The 15,461-nt window shown below is 76.0% G+C and carries 11 protein-coding genes; 8 read left to right on the top strand and 3 right to left on the bottom strand.

The genetic code is table 11. The annotated features are described in order from the left end of the window. Positions 1-118: 118 nt before the first annotated feature. On the top strand, positions 119-2,833 hold the full coding sequence (locus tag ACQFYA_RS12575; RefSeq protein ID WP_499124609.1) for a cation-translocating P-type ATPase: 2,715 nt from the start codon (positions 119-121) through the stop codon (positions 2,831-2,833). Between the two features lie 16 nt (positions 2,834-2,849). Here ACQFYA_RS12575 and ACQFYA_RS12570 read toward each other — a convergent pair whose 3' ends face one another. Continuing rightward, complete coding sequence (locus ACQFYA_RS12570; protein ID WP_499124607.1) at positions 2,850-5,552, bottom strand: winged helix-turn-helix domain-containing protein; 2,703 nt, start codon at positions 5,550-5,552, stop codon at positions 2,850-2,852. A 381-nt stretch (positions 5,553-5,933) separates the two neighbouring features. On the opposite strand from ACQFYA_RS12570, the gene ACQFYA_RS12565 reads away from it, so the two are divergent. The 3 genes from ACQFYA_RS12565 (at position 5,934) to ACQFYA_RS12555 (ending at position 7,808) form a co-directional block, all read left to right on the top strand. Beyond that, entirely contained in the window at positions 5,934-6,857 is a 924-nt protein-coding gene (locus ACQFYA_RS12565; protein WP_499124605.1) for a DUF8691 family protein, read from the top strand. An 85-nt stretch (positions 6,858-6,942) separates the two neighbouring features. Beyond that, on the top strand, positions 6,943-7,242 hold the full coding sequence (locus tag ACQFYA_RS12560; protein ID WP_499124603.1) for an SHOCT domain-containing protein: 300 nt from the start codon (positions 6,943-6,945) through the stop codon (positions 7,240-7,242). Positions 7,243-7,424: 182 nt separating this feature from the next. Continuing rightward, positions 7,425-7,808, top strand: coding sequence for an STAS domain-containing protein (locus ACQFYA_RS12555; protein ID WP_499124602.1), 384 nt, complete (start codon positions 7,425-7,427; stop codon positions 7,806-7,808). Positions 7,809-7,853: 45 nt separating this feature from the next. Here ACQFYA_RS12555 and ppgK read toward each other — a convergent pair whose 3' ends face one another. Continuing rightward, complete coding sequence (gene ppgK / locus ACQFYA_RS12550) at positions 7,854-8,627, bottom strand: polyphosphate--glucose phosphotransferase (protein ID WP_499124600.1); 774 nt, start codon at positions 8,625-8,627, stop codon at positions 7,854-7,856. Positions 8,628-8,655: 28 nt separating this feature from the next. On the opposite strand from ppgK, the gene ACQFYA_RS12545 reads away from it, so the two are divergent. Together ACQFYA_RS12545 and ACQFYA_RS12540 are read left to right on the top strand one after the other, a co-directional pair. Beyond that, positions 8,656-8,856 carry an SPOR domain-containing protein gene (locus tag ACQFYA_RS12545; protein ID WP_499124598.1) on the top strand — a complete coding sequence of 67 codons (201 nt, stop codon included), beginning with the start codon at positions 8,656-8,658 and terminating at the stop codon, positions 8,854-8,856. A gap of 149 nt (positions 8,857-9,005) precedes the next feature. Beyond that, entirely contained in the window at positions 9,006-9,866 is an 861-nt protein-coding gene (locus ACQFYA_RS12540; protein ID WP_499124596.1) for an alpha/beta fold hydrolase, read from the top strand. Positions 9,867-9,881: 15 nt separating this feature from the next. On the opposite strand, the gene panB is transcribed toward ACQFYA_RS12540, so the two are convergent. Next, positions 9,882-10,733 carry a 3-methyl-2-oxobutanoate hydroxymethyltransferase gene (gene panB / locus ACQFYA_RS12535; protein ID WP_499124594.1) on the bottom strand — a complete coding sequence of 284 codons (852 nt, stop codon included), beginning with the start codon at positions 10,731-10,733 and terminating at the stop codon, positions 9,882-9,884. Between the two features lie 129 nt (positions 10,734-10,862). Here panB and glnA point away from each other — a divergent pair, with 129 nt between their 5' ends. Together glnA and ACQFYA_RS12525 are read left to right on the top strand one after the other, a co-directional pair. After that, positions 10,863-12,200 (top strand): type I glutamate--ammonia ligase, encoded by a 1,338-nt coding sequence (gene glnA, locus ACQFYA_RS12530; RefSeq protein WP_499124593.1) that lies wholly within the window; start codon positions 10,863-10,865, stop codon positions 12,198-12,200. Next, the gene (locus ACQFYA_RS12525; RefSeq protein ID WP_499124591.1) at positions 12,197-15,370 is read left to right on the top strand and encodes a bifunctional [glutamine synthetase] adenylyltransferase/[glutamine synthetase]-adenylyl-L-tyrosine phosphorylase; all 3,174 of its coding nucleotides are present in this window, start codon (positions 12,197-12,199) and stop codon (positions 15,368-15,370) included. Before glnA ends, ACQFYA_RS12525 begins: the two co-directional genes overlap by 4 nt. The last annotated feature ends 91 nt before the right edge of the window (positions 15,371-15,461 follow it).

Genomic DNA, 15,461 nt, shown 5'->3' with positions numbered 1-15,461 from the left:
CGTCCGGACCACGCACGGTGCGTAGTCCGAGGGGAGGGGGCGTGTTCGCCTCACCCGGCACGGGTGAGGTCGCGCGCCGGCGGGGCTGTGAGGGTGGGCGCACGGTGAGGAGGCCGCGATGACCGCTGCGCAGATCCCCCGGCACGCCGCAGGCTGGCACACGGCGACCGCCCAGGAGGCGTGCGCGCAGCTCGACGTCGACCCGGCGCGCGGGTTGTCCGCGGCCGAGGTCGTCGAGCGGCGTGCCCGCTACGGGCCCAACGCGCTCGCGGAGCAGCGCGGGGAGCCGGCCTGGCAGGCGTTCGTGCGGCAGTACCGCGACCTGATGCAGCTGGTCCTCGTGGCCGCGGCGGTGGTGAGCGTCGTGGCGCTGGGCGACGTCAGCACGGGCGTGGTCGTCTTCTCGCTGACGGTCCTCAACGCACTCATGGGCCTGCACCAGGAGGGCAAGGCGGCGGAGAGCGTGGCGGCGCTGCGCGAGATGCTCGTGATGACCGCGACCGTCCGCCGGGACGGCCGCCACGTGCAGGTGCCGGCGGAGGAGCTCGTGCCCGGTGACGTGGTCGGCTTCGAGGCGGGCGGCAAGGTGCCCGCCGACGGGCGGCTGCTGGTGGCCGCGTCGCTGGAGATCGAGGAGGCCGGGCTGACGGGGGAGAGCACGCCCGTGCCGAAGAGGGTCGAGCCGGTCGCGGAGGTCGAGGCGCCGCTCGGCGACCGCACCGACATGGCGTACATGAACTCGCAGGTCACGCGGGGCCGCGGGGAGATGGTGGTCACCGCCACCGGGATGGACACCGAGGTCGGGCGGATCTCCGGGATGCTCAGCGGCGTCACGCAGGACAAGACGCCGCTGACACGCCAGCTCGACCGGATCACGGTGATCATCACCGTGATGGCCGCCGCCGCGCTGGTGGTGGTCGTGGTCCTGGGGCTGGCGCGCGGGGAGGACTTCGAGAGCCTCTTCGTGGTCGGCATCAGCCTCGCGATCGCGGCCATCCCCACCGGGCTGCCGGCCGTCGTGACCATGCTGCTGTCGCTCGGTACCCGGCAGCTCGCCGACGCCGGCGCCATCGTCAAGCGGCTCAAGTCCGTCGAGACGCTGGGGTCGACGTCGGCGATCTGTTCCGACAAGACCGGCACCCTCACGCTGAACCAGATGACGGCGCGGCGCCTCGTGCTCGCCGGCCGGCGCTTCACCGTCGAGGGGGAGGGGTACTCGACCACGGGCCGGATCCTCGCCGCGGCGGGCGCCGAGGGCGCGCCCCTCGACCAGGTCGCGCTCCCGATGGCGCTCGCGAGCGACGCCGTGGTCGCCGACGGCGAGTGCGTCGGCGACCCGACGGAGGGCGCGCTGGTGGTGCTGGCGGCCAAGGCGGGTCTGGACGTGGAGGAGACGCGTCGCGAGCACCCGCGGATCGCCGAGGTGCCGTTCGACGCGGAGTACAAGCTCATGGCCACGTTCCACGAGATCGACGGCGCGACGCGCTGCTTCGTCAAGGGCGCGCCCGACGTCCTCCTCGCGCGGGCCGGGAGCGTCCTCGCGGCGGACGGCACCAGGGCGCCGCTGGACGACGTGGGTCGCGCCCGGGTGCTGGCGGAGAACGACGCGCTGGCCGGCGAGGGGATGCGGGTGCTGGCGGTCGCACGCTCGACCGTCTCGCGGGACGACCTGCGCGGCGACCTGCTCGGCCTCGTGCGCGACCTCGAGCTGGTGGCGCTCGTGGGGATCGTCGACCCGCCGCGCCGGGAGGCCCGGGACGCGATCGCGGCGTGCGCGAGCGCGGGGATCCGGGTGCGGATGATCACGGGCGACCACGTGACGACGGCGGCGGCGATCGCCGGGCAGCTCGGGATCGAGGGGCGGTCGCTGACGGGGGCCGAGTTCGCGGCGCTCTCCGACGGGGAGCTCGAGGCCCACGTGGACGAGATCGGCGTCGTGGCGCGCGTCGCGCCGGAGGACAAGGTGCGGCTGGTCGACGTCCTCAAGCGGCGGGGCGACGTCGTCGCCATGACGGGCGACGGCGTGAACGACGCGCCGGCGCTCGCGCGGGCCGACATCGGCGTCGCGATGGGGATCACGGGCACGGAGGTGACGAAGGACGCCGCCGAGATGATCCTCACCGACGACAACTTCGCGACGATCGTCACGGCCGTCGAGGGCGGCCGCGGCCTCTACGACAACCTCATGAAGTACATCCGCTTCCAGATGGTGGTGCTGATCGGGTTCATCCTCACGTTCGTCGGGGCCGGGGTGTTCGTCGTGGCCGCGGGGACGCCGCTGACGCCCCTGCAGATCCTGTGGATCAACTTCGCCATCGACGTGCTGCTGGCGATCGGGCTCGGCTTCGACGCGCCCACGCCCGGCCTCATGGGGCGGCGTCCGCGCTCGCCGTCCGCCCCCGTGATCGGGCGGGCCCTGGCCGTGCGGCTCGCGGTCGGAGGCGTCCTGATCGCGACGGGCACGCTCGTGGCCGTCGGATACGGCGAGGCGCGGTTCGGGCTGGCCGTCGCGACGACGATGGGCCTGACGGTCATGTCGCTGCTGCACGTCGTGGCGGCGCTGGAGTGGCGGGACCAGCGGGCCAGCATCATCTCCTACGACACGCTCGCCAACGGGCGGTTCGTGGTGCTCATGCTCACCGCGCTGGGGCTGACGTTCCTGGTCACGACCCTCGACGGGCTGGAGCGGATCTTCGGCACGACCCCGCTGGACGGCGGGCAGTGGGGAGTGTGCGCGCTCGTCGCCGTCGGCTACCTCGTCGTCGTCGAGCTCGGGAAGTGGGTCCTTCGACTGCGCGAGCGTGCCGGGCGGGCGGGAGCCGCGCGGCGGTGACCCCGCGCGCCGGGGCTCACGGCAGGAGGCCCAGGCGGCGGCCCTGGCGCACGGCGTCGCGCCGCGTGCCGACGCCGAGCTTGCGGTACAGCGCCTTGAGGTGCGCCTTCACGGTGTTGACGGAGACGAACAGCCCTTCGGCGATCTCGACGTTGCTCGCCATCGTCGGCAGCGTGGCCAGCACGGCGAGCTCGCGCGCGGTGAGCGGCTCGACCGGGCGGGGGAGGACGTCGGCGGCCGCGGCGGGCAGGGCGGCGCGGAGCCGTCGGGCGAGCGGGTCCGGCCGGCCCGCGACGGCCGCGGCCACGACCGGTCGGAGCGCCGGCGTGGCGACGGTGAGGAACGGGGCGACCAGGAGCTCGGCGGCGGCGGCGCGCAGCGCGAGGTCGACGGCGGGCTCCGCGTGGCGGGGGCCGGTGCGCACGAGCACGGATCCCTCGACGAGGGCTGCCTCGACGCGCGCGAGGTCGTCGACGTCGGCCGAGCCGCCAGGGTCGGCGTCCGCGAGGCCGCGGACGGCGCGCAGCGCCTCGCCCGGTTCGCCTGCGGCGAGCAGCGGCCGGGCGCGGCACGCGCGCTCGACGGCGCCGCCCGACCCGGTGGTCGCGCCACCCGCCACGCCCGTGCCCGCCGCGCCGCCCCCGGCCAGGGTGGTCTCGGTGGCGGCGCGGGTGCACAGGTCGGCGAGCAGCGGCGGCAGCGGGTGCGGCGACGTGGGCTCGACGGCGTGGGCCAGCGCCCGCCGGGCGTGCCGTGCGTCCCCCTGCCGGGCGGCGAGCAGGGCCTCCAGCAGGCCGGCCGCGACCTCCGCCGCCGGCTCGCGGCCCCCGGAGGTCGCGGCGCGCGCCTGCGCCAGCAGCGCCCCCGCCCGGGCGTGCTCCGCGCGGTGCAGGGCGACCCAGGCGAGCGCGGCGAGCGCGGGAGCGGTCTGCACGTGCCCGACCCAGCCGCGCTCCGACGCCCGGTCCACCACCGCGCGGGCCCGCCCTGCCCCGGCGGTCAGGCGCCCGGACGCGACGTCCTGCAGCGCCGCGACGGAGCGGGCTCCGAGAGTCACGAGCGCGCCCGCCGCCCGCAGGTCGTCGTCGAGGGCGACCCCGGGCCCCGCGTCCTCCGGATCGCGCGCGGGGTCCGGCGGCTCGCCGGCGCGCCCGCGTCGCGGCATGCCGCACCAGGCGCGGCCCGCGTCGTGATGGGCGCGGGCGAGGGTCCGGTAGGTGGCCAGCGCCGGGAACCCGTGCGGCACCCGGTCCGCGGCGGTGAGCGCGGCGCCGGCCGCGCGCAGGAGCCGCCCGACGTCGCCGACGGCGCGCGCGGCCGAGGCGTCGAGCACCTCCAGCAGCACCGCAGCGGCGGGCTCGCGCGCCGCCCCGCCGGGCAGCTTACGCGCCCGCGCGACGTGGTGGAGCGCGGCGTCGGGCCGACCGGCGACGAGGGCGAGCGTCGCGGCGCACAGGTGCAGGGTGGCGGTCGGTGGGAGCGACGAGTACGGCACCTGCTCGAGCGCGTCCACGACGGCCTGCCGACGGGGCCCGACCAGCTGCGCCCCGGCGACGGTGACGAACACGTCGCCCACCAGCTCCCAGTCCGCCGAGGCGACGGCGTGGTCGAGCGCCCGCACCGGTTCCCCTCGCCGGGCGAACCAGCCGGCGGCGGCACGGTGCGCCTCGGCGCTGCCCTCCGGGTCCTCGAGCCTCAGCTCCTGCTGCAACATCTCGCGCAGCAGCGGGTGGTAGCCGAACCACGCCCCCTCCTCGTCGACGCGCGCGACGAACCCGTTCGACTCCGCCAGCTCGTGCAGCAGCCGCGGCGCCGCGGCGCCCGGGGCGAGGGCGGCCGCGAGGTCCGCGCACACCGTCGGGGTCACGCTGGTGCGCAGCAGGAATCGGCGGGCGTCGGGGTCCAGGCGCTGGAGCACCTCCGCGAGCAGGAACTCGGCGGCGGACCGCTGCGCCCGGTCGCGGCGGACCGGGTCCTCCGACCCGTCGAGGTGCAGCCGGACGCCGACGGGCCAGCCGCCGGTGGCCTCCAGGAGGCGCTCGGCCTCGCCGGCGGGCAGCTCCCGCCCCGAGGCGGCGGCGACCGAACGGGTCTCGGCGGGGTCGAGGGCGAGGTCGCCCGCGCCGATCTCGGCGACCTCCCCTTGGGCGCGCAGCCGCTGCAGGTGGAGGGCGGGATCGAAGCGGGTGACCGGCACGAGGTGCAGGGGCAGGGGGTACCGCAGGAGGTCGTCGACCGTCTCGAGCACCTCGGGGCCGGCGAGGTGGAAGTCGTCGAGGACCAGGACGACGGGGCGCGGCAGCAGGTCGACGGCGAGGAGCAGGCGGCGCACGAGGTCGGGCGAGAGACGCGAGGGCACGGTGACCGCGCCCAGCGGGTGGCCCGGCGGGACCCCGCCCGAGCGACGCAGCGCCGTGAGGACGTCGGCCCAGAACGCGGTCGGCGCCCCGTCCGCCTCCTCGAGGGTGAGCCAGGCGACCCGTGGCCCCGGCCCGGCGCGGGCCCAGGCGGCGACGGCGGTCGTCTTGCCCCACCCCGGGCCTGCGGAGACGAGCGTGAGCCGTCGGGCCGCCGAGCCGTCCAGGACGCGCTCGAGGCGCGGCCGGCCGACCACGCCCGGCGTCGGCGGCGGCACGCTCGTGCGGGCGCGCGGAGGGCCGGAGGGGGCGAGCGAGCGGGCCGCGTCCTCCGGCTCGGCGGGGGCGGTCACCGAGGCCATGGCCGCAGGCTAGGGCCGCGCCCGAGGGCTCGCACCGCCCCGGCCGTCCGGTGGGCCGGCCTCGCGTCGGGCGCCGCCGGGCCGACCTCGCGGTCCCCGGGCGTGGACCGGGGCCGCGCGGAAGGTCGAGCAGGTCACCCGGACCGGGTGACGCGGCCGCGGCGGCCGCGCCCTAACCTCGGACGACACCGCTGCTCAGAGGCTCGGGGGCGGTGGCGACGGCGGCGGGCGGCCGCGTGCCGGCGCCACCCGCGAGGGCGAGGGGACGCGCGACGGGCGCGACCTCGCGCTCGGCCACGACCCGGCTGCCGGCCGCGGTCGGGCGGGCGGATTTCACCCGCCGTGCCGGGGACGCCGACGTCGCGGCGAGCAGGAGGGCGGGTGGTCGGGGTGCCGTGGGTCGAGCTGACCGTCGTGGGTCGGGCGGGCGCCGACGCCGCCGGCCTCGCGGAGCTCGGGGCGGTCCGCGCGCGACCGTGCACGGTGCTCGAGATGCCCGTGCGCGACCAGTCCGCCCTGTACGGCCTGCTGCACCGGATGGCGGCCCTGGGGCTGGAGCTCGTCGAGCTGCGCACCGTCCCGTCGCGGGGGCGCGCGGGCATCGAGATCGTCGTGCGGGGCGCGATCGGGCCCGTCGTGCGGGGGATGCTGAGCGGCGTCGACCGGGCGTCGCCGTCCGAGACGACCTCCTACCGGGTGCGGGACGCGGACCTCGGCGCCCTGCTCGCGGTCCTCCGCGACGCGGCCGCCCCAGCTCCGTCCTCACCCGTCGCGGGTGAGGACGGGCGTGCCGTCGCGGGGCACCGTGGGGCTCGGGAGCGGACGGCGCCGGCGCCGCGTCGCGCGGGAACGGGAGGACGACCGATGGACCGTAGTGACGACGAGATGGGCCCCATCGACTACATCGTCGTGGAGTTCCCCGAGAACCGGCTCGACGGCGAGGCGCTGCCGCTGCTCGTCGACCTCGTGGACCGCGGCATCATCCGGGTCCTCGACCTCGTCTTCGTCCGCAAGAGCGTGGACGGGGTGGTGACCGCGGTCGACCTGGAGGACCTCGAGGTCGAGGGCGAGTTCGACGTGTCCGTGTTCGACGGCGCGTCGTCCGGCCTCCTCGACGATGACGACCTGCTGGAGGCCGGGCGTGTGCTCGAGCCGGGCAGCGCCGCCGGCGTGCTCGTGTACGAGAACGCGTGGGCGGGGCCCTTCGCGAGCGCGTTGCGTCGCGGCGGCGGGGTCCTCGTGGCAGGCGGCAGGCTCCCCGTCCAGTCGATCATCGGTGCCCTCGACGCCGCCGAGAACCGTTGACGCCCGGTCGGTAGCCCCGACCGCACCGATCCCGGTCGACAAGATCCTCGACCGCACTGATCCCGACCGACCCGAGGAGGACACGATGCCCGGACTGCTTCGAGGCGTCGCCCGGACCGCCGTCGTCGCCGGCACCGCCAGCGCCGTCTCCGGGCGCGTGCAGCGCCGCCAGCAGGGCCGCTGGGCCGAGCAGGACGCCCAGCAGGCGCGCGAGTCCTATGCGCCGCCCCCGACGTACGCGGCGCCCCCGCCGCCCGCAGCGGCACCGCCGCCCGCGACCGACGCGACGATCGCCCAGCTCCGTGAGCTGGCCACGATGCGCGAGCAGGGCATCCTCACCGACGACGAGTTCGCCGCGCAGAAGGCGCGGATCCTCGGTTCGTAGGCCGGCTCGAGACGAGGCCGACGCAGTGTGAACGGTCGGTAAAGAACACCCCTTGCGAGGTTCCCGACGAGGTCGGCGGAGGTGTAGCGTTGCGGGCGTCGCGACGACGAGGTCGCGAGTCCGGACCGCAGCGCCCGAGACCGAGGCGCGCTGGACGCAGGACGTGGGACGAAGGTGTGGCAGTGACTTTCACCGACGAGACGCATGCCGGGGGCATCGCCCTCGTGGAGCGGGCCGACGTGAGCGTGGTGGACATGTGGGGCGAGATCGACATCGCCCTGCGCAACGAGGCGAGCGCAGCGCTCGCGCGGGCCTTCGAGCGTGACCTTCCCGTCGTGGTCGACACGTCGCGGGTGACGTTCATCGACTCCGCCGGGGTCGCCTTCCTCGTCCAGCTCTGCCGCATCGGCCGGGACGAGGGGCTGCGGGTCTCGCTGCACCGGCCGCCGGCCGCGGTGCTGGACGTGCTGCGGATGCTCGAGCTCGACGTGCCGCCGGACCCGTCCACCGGCTGGGGCGACACCCCGGCGACGGCGCCCACCGCACCGCACAGCCTGGCGGGCTGAACCGACGCGCCGGCCGCCTCGGGTCGGTCGGGAGACGTGGTCGCGTCAGTGGTCGCGGCCGCTCGCGGCCAGGGCCGCGGCGCCGACGATGCCGGCACGGTTGCGCAGGGTGGCCGGGATGATCGGGGCGTGCAGGTCGAGCAGCGGCAGGAACTTGTCGTGGTGCTTGCTGATGCCGCCGCCCACCACGATGAGCTCGGGGGAGAGCAGCATCTCGACCGTCTCGAAGTAGCGCTGCAGCCGCTTGGCCCAGTGGTGCCACGAGAGGTCCTCGCGCTCGCGGGCGGACTCGGCGGCCCGGGACTCGGCGTCGTGCCCGTCGATCTCGAGGTGCCCGAGCTCCGTGTTCGGCACGAGCACGCCGTCCACGAGCAGCGCGGATCCGATGCCGGTGCCGAGCGTGACGACCAGCACGACGCCGTCGCGGCCCTGCGCCGCCCCGTACCGCTGCTCCCCGACGCCCGCGGCGTCGGCGTCGTTGACGGCCGTGACCTCGCGCCCGGTCGCGTCGTGCACGAGGGTGGGCAGGTCCACGCCCTTCCACGACTTGTCGAGGTTGGCGATGAACCGGACGACGCCGTGGTCCATCGGGGCGGGGAACGCGACGCCCACCGGGACGTGCTGCGGCAGCTCGAAGGAGTCGACGAGCTCGGCGAGCACGCCCGCGACGGCCTCCGGGGTGGACTTCTCCGGGGTGGGGATGCGGCGCCGCTCCTCGGTGAACTCTCCGGTCGCCAGGTCGACCGGCGCCGCCTTGATGCCCGACCCGCCGATGTCGATGCCGAGTGCGACCGTGTGCTGCGACGTTGCGTCCACCATGGGGCCCATCCTGGTGCAGGATCGTCCTATGAGCGACACAAGCCCGGTGCAGTACTGGTACAACACCAAGACCGGCAAGGTCGAGGAGAGCCGCGACAGGTCGAGCTGGAGCCACCGCATGGGCCCCTACCCGTCCCGCGAGGCGGCCGAGCGTGCCCTCGACTCCGCCGCCCGGCGCAACGAGGACTGGGACGGCGAGGATGCGGACTGGCGCGGCGGCCGGGACTGATCGCCGGACGTCCGCCGCGCGAGAGGGCGATGAGTTCCCGCGGCGTCCGGGGTCAGACCCGGAGGACGGCCCGGGAGCTCTGACTCGACGACACCGGCCCGGGACGCGATGCGGGGCCGTCCCCGGGCGGGTCACCAGGGAGGATCGGTATGTCGGCGACCGTCGAGGCGAACGGGGTCACGCTCGGTGTCGAGCACTTCGGGGACGCGGGGGCACCGCTGGTCCTCTGCGTGGGCGGCACGACGATGCTCTCCTGGCCCGACGCGCTCTGCGACGCCCTGGCGCGCGGCGGGCGCCACGTGGTGCGGTACGACCTGCGTGACGCGGGGGCGTCGACCACCCTCGACCCCGAGGCGCCGGCGTACGACCTGCGCGACCTCGCCGACGACGCCGCGTCGCTCGCCCGAGCGCTCGACGACAGGCCGGCGCACCTGGCCGGCATCGGCGTCGGCGGCATGGTCGCCCAGGTCGCCGCCGTCGAGCACCCGGGGTCGTTCGCGGCCCTGACGCTCGCGGGGACGCGGCCCGTCGCCCCGGGCCCCGTCGACGACGACCTGCCCGACCACGACGCGGCGACGATGGGCCGGCTGTTCTCGCGGCCGCTGCCCGACTGGACCGACCGCGAGGCCGTCGCCGAGCACGCCGCCGAGAGCGCCGAGATCCTCGGGGACGACCCGGTGGCCGCCCGCACGGTCGCCGGGCGTGTCTGGGACCGCACCCCGGGCACGGCGCCGGCGGTGCACCTGGCCAACCAGCTGGGCACGGTCTTCGCCGCGCTCGACTGCGCGCCGCGCTGGCGAGAACGCCTCGCCGAGGTCGCCGTGCCGACGCTGGTGGTGCACGGCCGGCACGACCCGTTCTTCCCGGTCGGCAACGCGGAGGCGCTCGCCCGCGAGATCCCCGGGGCGCGGCTGCTGGTCCTCGAGGGTGCGTCGACGGCGATCCCCGGGGAGGCCGCCGGTCAGGTCGCGGCGGCGATGCTCGACCTCGCGGCCGGCGTCACCCCGTAGCCGCGGGAGGCCGACCTAGCGCTCGAAGGAGTGCGCGGCGTCGGGGAAGGTGCCGCCGCGCACCTCGTCCGCGTAGTCCTGCGCGGCCTGGCGCAGCAGGTTGCCGACCTCGGCGAACCGGCGGGCGAACCGCGGCGACCAGTCGGTCATGCCGGCCATGTCGGTCCACACGAGCACCTGGCCGTCGACCCGCGGGCCGGCGCCGATGCCGATCGTCGGGATGCGCAGGATCTCCGTGGCGCGCGCGGCGACCTCCACCGGCACCATCTCGAGGACGACGGCGACCGCGCCGGCCTCCTGCACCGCGAGGGCGTCGGCGCACAGCGCCTCGGCGGCCTCGTCGCCGCGGCCCTGCACACGGGGGCCGCCCAGGATGTTCTCGGACTGGGGCGTGAAGCCGAGGTGACCGACGACGGGGATGCCGGCGTCGGTGAGCGCCCGGATCTGGGCGGCCGAGCGGTGCCCGCCCTCGAGCTTGACCGCGGCGGCGCCCGTCTCCTTCATGACCCGCACGGCGGACGCGAGGGCCTGCTCCGGGCCGGCCTCGTAGGTGCCGAACGGCAGGTCGACGACGACGAGCGCGTGCTCGGCCGCGCGCGCGACGGCGCGCGCGGGCGGGATCATGTCGTCCAGGGTGACCGGCAGCGTCGTCGCGTGCCCGTGCATGGTGTTCCCGATCGAGTCGCCCACCAGCAGCAGGTCGAGGCCGGCGGCGTCGAACAGCCGGGCCGTGACCGCGTCGTACGCGGTGAGCATCGTGAGCTTCTGCCCGCGCTCCTTGGCCTCCGCCAGGTGGTGGACCCGCACGCGCCGGCGGCGCTTCAGGTCGGCGGCGGGCGAGGGGGCGTCAGGACCGGGGTTCGCCATGGCGGTCAGCCTATGCCAGGGACTCCCGGTACCGGACAACCGTCCCGCGGGGCCGGCGACCGCTCCGCGGGCCGATCTGGTGGCCGGTCATGACATCCGCTATTAACACTTCTCGTGCAGGATGGACTCATGGACAGGCAGCAGGAGTTCGTGCTCCGCACGGTCGAGGAGCGCGACATCCGCTTCATCCGGCTCTGGTTCACCGACGTGCTCGGGGTGCTGAAGTCGGTGGCGGTCGCACCGGCCGAGCTCGAGCAGGCGTTCACGGAGGGCATCGGCTTCGACGGCAGCTCCATCGAGGGGCTGACGCGGGTCTACGAGGCGGACATGATCGCCAAGCCGGACCCCACGACGTTCCAGGTGCTGCCGTGGCGCGGGGAGCGGCACGGCACGGGCCGGATGTTCTGCGACATCCTCACGCCCGACGGGGAGCCGTCGCTGGCGGACTCCCGCAACGTGCTCAAGCGGGCCCTCGCGAAGGCGAGCGACCGCGGCTTCACCTTCTACACGCACCCCGAGGTCGAGTTCTACCTGTTCAACCAGATCGCCTCCCCGGACGAGACGCTCGTCCCGGTCGACAACGGCGGCTATTTCGACCACCTGGCGCGGGGCAGCACGCACGACTTCCGCCGCGCCGCGATCACGATGCTGGAGTCGATGGGCATCTCGGTGGAGTTCTCCCACCACGAGGCCGGGCCGGGCCAGAACGAGATCGACCTGCGCTACGCCGACGCGCTCACGACGGCGGACAACCTCATGACCTTCCGCACGGTGGTCAAGGAGGTGGCGCTCGAGCAGGGCGTCTTCGCCTCGTTCATGCCCAAGCCGATGGCCGACCAGCCAGGCTCCGGCATGCACACGCACCTGTCGCTGTTCGAGGACGACCGCAACGCGTTCCACGAGCCGGGCGCGCAGTTCGAGCTGTCCAAGACGGCGCGGCAGTTCATCGCGGGGCTGCTCGTGCACGCGGCGGAGATCACCGCCGTCACGAACCAGTACGTGAACTCCTACAAGCGGCTGTGGGGCGGCGCCGAGGCGCCGAGCTACATCTGCTGGGGCCACAACAACCGGTCCGCCCTCGTGCGGGTGCCCATGTACAAGCCGGGCAAGGGCAACTCGGCCCGCGTGGAGTACCGGGCCCTCGACTCCGCGACCAACCCGTACCTCGCGTTCGCGGTGCTCCTGGCCGCCGGCCTCAAGGGGATCGAGGACGGGTACGAGCTGCCCGAGGCCACCGGCGACGACGTGTGGGAGCTGACCGACCGGGAGCGCCGCGCGCTCGGCATCGCGCCGCTGCCGCAGTCGCTCGACGAGGCGATCGAGCTCATGGAGGGCTCGGAGCTCGTGGCCGAGACGCTGGGCGAGCACGTCTACGACTTCGTGCTCCGCAACAAGCGCCAGGAGTGGGACGCCTACCGCTCCCAGGTGACGCCCTACGAGCTGCGCCGGTTCCTGCAGTTCCTGTGACGGCCCGGCGCTCGACCCTCACCGGGCGGCTGCTGCACGCCGGCTTCGCGGACCTCACGCGGTCGGCGTCGCTCTGGTCCGACGCCGGGCTGCAGGAGGTCCTCGCGGAGCCGGGGCGCGAGGACGCGCTGCTGGCCGCGCTGGGGGCGTGCGCCGACCCCGACCTCGCGCTGCTGCAGCTGGTGCGCCTCGCGGAGGCGCCGGGCGCGCAGGCGCGCCTCGCGCGGCTGCTCGACGGCGAGACGCCGCACCGGGCCCGCACCCGCCTGCTGGCGGTGCTCGGGGCGTCCTCCGCCCTCGGCGACGAGGTGGTGCGCCGGCCGGACCTGCTCGACGACCTCGCCGTCCCCGACGGGGCGTCCCGGGACGCGCCGGAGGTCGCCGACACCGACGACACCGACGACGGCCCGCCCGGACCGCCCACGGTCTCCGGCCCGGCGGAGGTGCGGGCCGCGCTGCTGCGCGCCGTGGGCGCCGACCCGGACGCCGAGGTGCCGGTGGCCGCCGCGCCCGACGCCGTGCCGGGGGAGGGGTGGCCCGACGCCGACGCCCGGACCACCACCGACGCGCTGCGCCGCGCCTACCGGGCGCGCCTGCTCGTCGTCGCCGCCGACGACCTCACCGCGGGCGAGCCGCTGACCCGCCTGCCCGTGGTCGGGGCGGCCCTGGCCGACCTCGCCTCCGCCGCCGTCGAGGCCGCCCTCGCCGTCGCGCGCGCGGACCTGGACGACCACGGCGCGGGCGTGCGGCTCGCGGTGATCGGCATGGGCAAGACCGGCGGCCGCGAGCTCAACTACGTCTCCGACGTCGACGTCGTGTACGTGTGCGAGCCGGGCGAGCTGCCCGACGGGAGCGCGCCGGACGAGCGGACGGCGCTGGCCGTCGGCACGCGGCTCGCCACCGGGCTGCAGCGGGTGTGCTCCGGCGCGTCCGACGAGCCCGCGCTGTGGCCCGTGGACGCGGCCCTGCGGCCGGAGGGCGCGCAGGGCCCCCTGGTGCGCACGCTCGCGAGCCACCTCGCGTACTACGAGCGGTGGGCCGAGACGTGGGAGTTCCAGGCGCTGCTCAAGGCGCGCCCGGTGGCCGGCGACGCGGCGCTGGGCCGGGACTACCGCGCCGCCGTGGACCCCTTCGTCTGGTCGGCGGTGCACCGCGAGCACTTCGTGGAGGACTCGCGGGCGATGCGGCGCCGCGTGGAGGACCACGTGCCCGCCGCCGAGGCGGACCGGCAGATCAAGCTCGGCAAGGGCGGCCTGCGCGACGTCGAGTTCACGGTGCAGCTGCTGCAGCTCGTGCACGGCCGCGCCGACCCGCAGATCCGCTCGCCCCACACGCTTGCGGCCCTGGCCGCGCTCGCCGGCGGGGGATACGTCGGGCGTGAGCACGCCGCGCGGCTGGCGGTCTGCTACCGGTTCCTGCGGGCGCTGGAGCACCGCGTCCAGCTGTTCCGGCTGCGGCGCACCCACCTGCTGCCCACGGCCGAGGAGGACCTGCGCCGCCTCGCGCGGTCGCTGGGCATGCGGGCCGAGGGCGCGGCAGGGCTGCTGGAGCGGTGGCGCGCCACGCGTCGCGAGGTGCGGGCGCTGCACGAGGAGGTCTTCTACCGGCCGCTGCTGCCGGCGTCGGCGCAGCTCTCGGACGCCGAGCTGTCGCTGTCCCCGGACGTGGCGCGCGAGCGGTTCGCCGCGGTCGGGTACCGCGACCCGGACGGCGCGATGCGGCACGTCACGGCGCTCACCTCCGGCACGTCGCGCCGGGCCGCCCTGCAGCGCCAGCTCCTGCCCGTGCTGCTCGGCTGGTTCGCCGAGGGGGCCGACCCGGACGGCGGCCTGCTGGCGTTCCGCAAGCTGTCGGACGCCCTCGGCACCACGCCCTGGTACCTGCGCCTGCTGCGCGACTCCGAGAACGCCGCGTACCACCTGACCCAGCTGCTGGCCTCGTCCACCTACCTGGCTGACGCTCTGGCACGGTCGCCGGAGTCGGTGCGCTGGCTGGCCGACACCTCCGGGCTGGAGCCGCGCGGCGCGGAGCGGCTGGCGGCCGAGGTCGACGCGATCCTCACCCGCGCCGACGAGCCCCAGCCCGCCGCGCAGCGCCTGCGTGCGCTGCGACGGCGCGAGCTCGCCCGGACCGGCGCCGCGGAGGTCCTGGGGCTGCTGCCGCCGGTCGCGGCCGCGGCCGCGGTCTCGGACGCCGCCGACATCGTCCTCGTCGGCGGGCTGCGCGTGGCCGAGCACGCCGCGCGCGCCGAGCTCGGGCTGGGGGAGACGGCCGCGTCGAACCCGACGCGGATGCTCGTCGTCGCGATGGGGCGCCTCGGCGGCCGGGAGATGGGGTACGGCTCCGACGCGGACGTCATGTTCGTGCACGAGCCGCTGCCGGACGCCGAGCCGAAGCTCGCCCAGGACTTCGCGACGCGTGTCGCGACCCGGCTGCGGGCGCTCCTGTCCGAGGTCGGGCCGGAGCCCACGCTGCCCGTCGACGCCGACCTGCGCCCCGAGGGGCGGCAGGGGCCGCTGGTGCGCACCCTCGACTCGTACGCGGAGTACTACGGCCGCTGGTCCAGCGTCTGGGAGGCCCAGGCGCTGCTGCGCTCCCGCCCGGTGGCAGGGGACGTCGTCGGGGACGGCTCGCTCGGCGCCCGGTTCGAGGCGCTCGCCGACCCCTTGCGGTACCCGGAGGGCGGGCTCGACGACGCCCGGCTGCGGGAGGTGCGGCACATCAAGGCCCGCGTCGAGGCGGAGCGCCTGCCGCGCGGGGCCGACCCGGCGCGGCACCTCAAGCTCGGCCGCGGCGGCGTCTCCGACGTCGAGTGGACGGCGCAGCTGCTGCAGCTCCAGCACGCCGCCGACGTCCCGGCGCTGCGCACCACCGGGACGGTCGCCGCCCTCGACGGCGCGACCGCCGCCGGCCTGCTCGACGCCGAGGACGCGGGTCAGCTGCGCGACGCGTGGGTGCTCGCCTCGCGCCTGCGGTCGGCCGTCGTGCTCTGGTCCGGGCGCACCACCGGCGCACAGGTCGACCAGCTGCCGCACGACTCGCGCGACCTGACGGGAGTGGCCGCGCTGCTCGGGGACGTCGGCACCGGGGGAGAGCTCGAGGAGCTGTACCTGCGCACCGCCCGCCGCGCCCGCGCGGTCATGGAGCGCGTCTTCTACGGCGAGGACTGAGCCGCCGCCCCGTACGGCCCCTGAGCACCCCTCGGGTACGGCACGATAGGCACATGCACCAGTCATCGACGCCGCCCGCGGGCGCCTCGCC

This window comes from Promicromonospora sp. Marseille-Q5078 (assembly GCF_050315395.1).
Lineage (GTDB): Bacteria > Actinomycetota > Actinomycetes > Actinomycetales > Cellulomonadaceae > Isoptericola.
Note: the sequence above shows the minus strand (reverse complement) of the source record. Positions and strands in the feature narration are given on the sequence as shown.

Excerpts from the sequence above, each read along its gene's own strand:
- ACQFYA_RS12575 (WP_499124609.1), top strand. The coding sequence starts at position 119 with ATGACCGCTGCGCAGATCCCCCGGCACGCCGCAGGCTGGCACACGGCG.
- glnA (WP_499124593.1), top strand. The coding sequence starts at position 10,863 with ATGGACAGGCAGCAGGAGTTCGTGCTCCGCACGGTCGAGGAGCGCGAC.
- ACQFYA_RS12570 (WP_499124607.1), bottom strand. The coding sequence starts at position 5,552 with ATGGCCTCGGTGACCGCCCCCGCCGAGCCGGAGGACGCGGCCCGCTCG.
- panB (WP_499124594.1), bottom strand. The coding sequence starts at position 10,733 with ATGGCGAACCCCGGTCCTGACGCCCCCTCGCCCGCCGCCGACCTGAAG.
- ACQFYA_RS12545 (WP_499124598.1), top strand. The coding sequence starts at position 8,656 with ATGAGCGACACAAGCCCGGTGCAGTACTGGTACAACACCAAGACCGGC.
- ppgK (WP_499124600.1), bottom strand. The coding sequence starts at position 8,627 with ATGGTGGACGCAACGTCGCAGCACACGGTCGCACTCGGCATCGACATC.
- ACQFYA_RS12540 (WP_499124596.1), top strand. The coding sequence starts at position 9,006 with ATGTCGGCGACCGTCGAGGCGAACGGGGTCACGCTCGGTGTCGAGCAC.
- ACQFYA_RS12560 (WP_499124603.1), top strand. The coding sequence starts at position 6,943 with ATGCCCGGACTGCTTCGAGGCGTCGCCCGGACCGCCGTCGTCGCCGGC.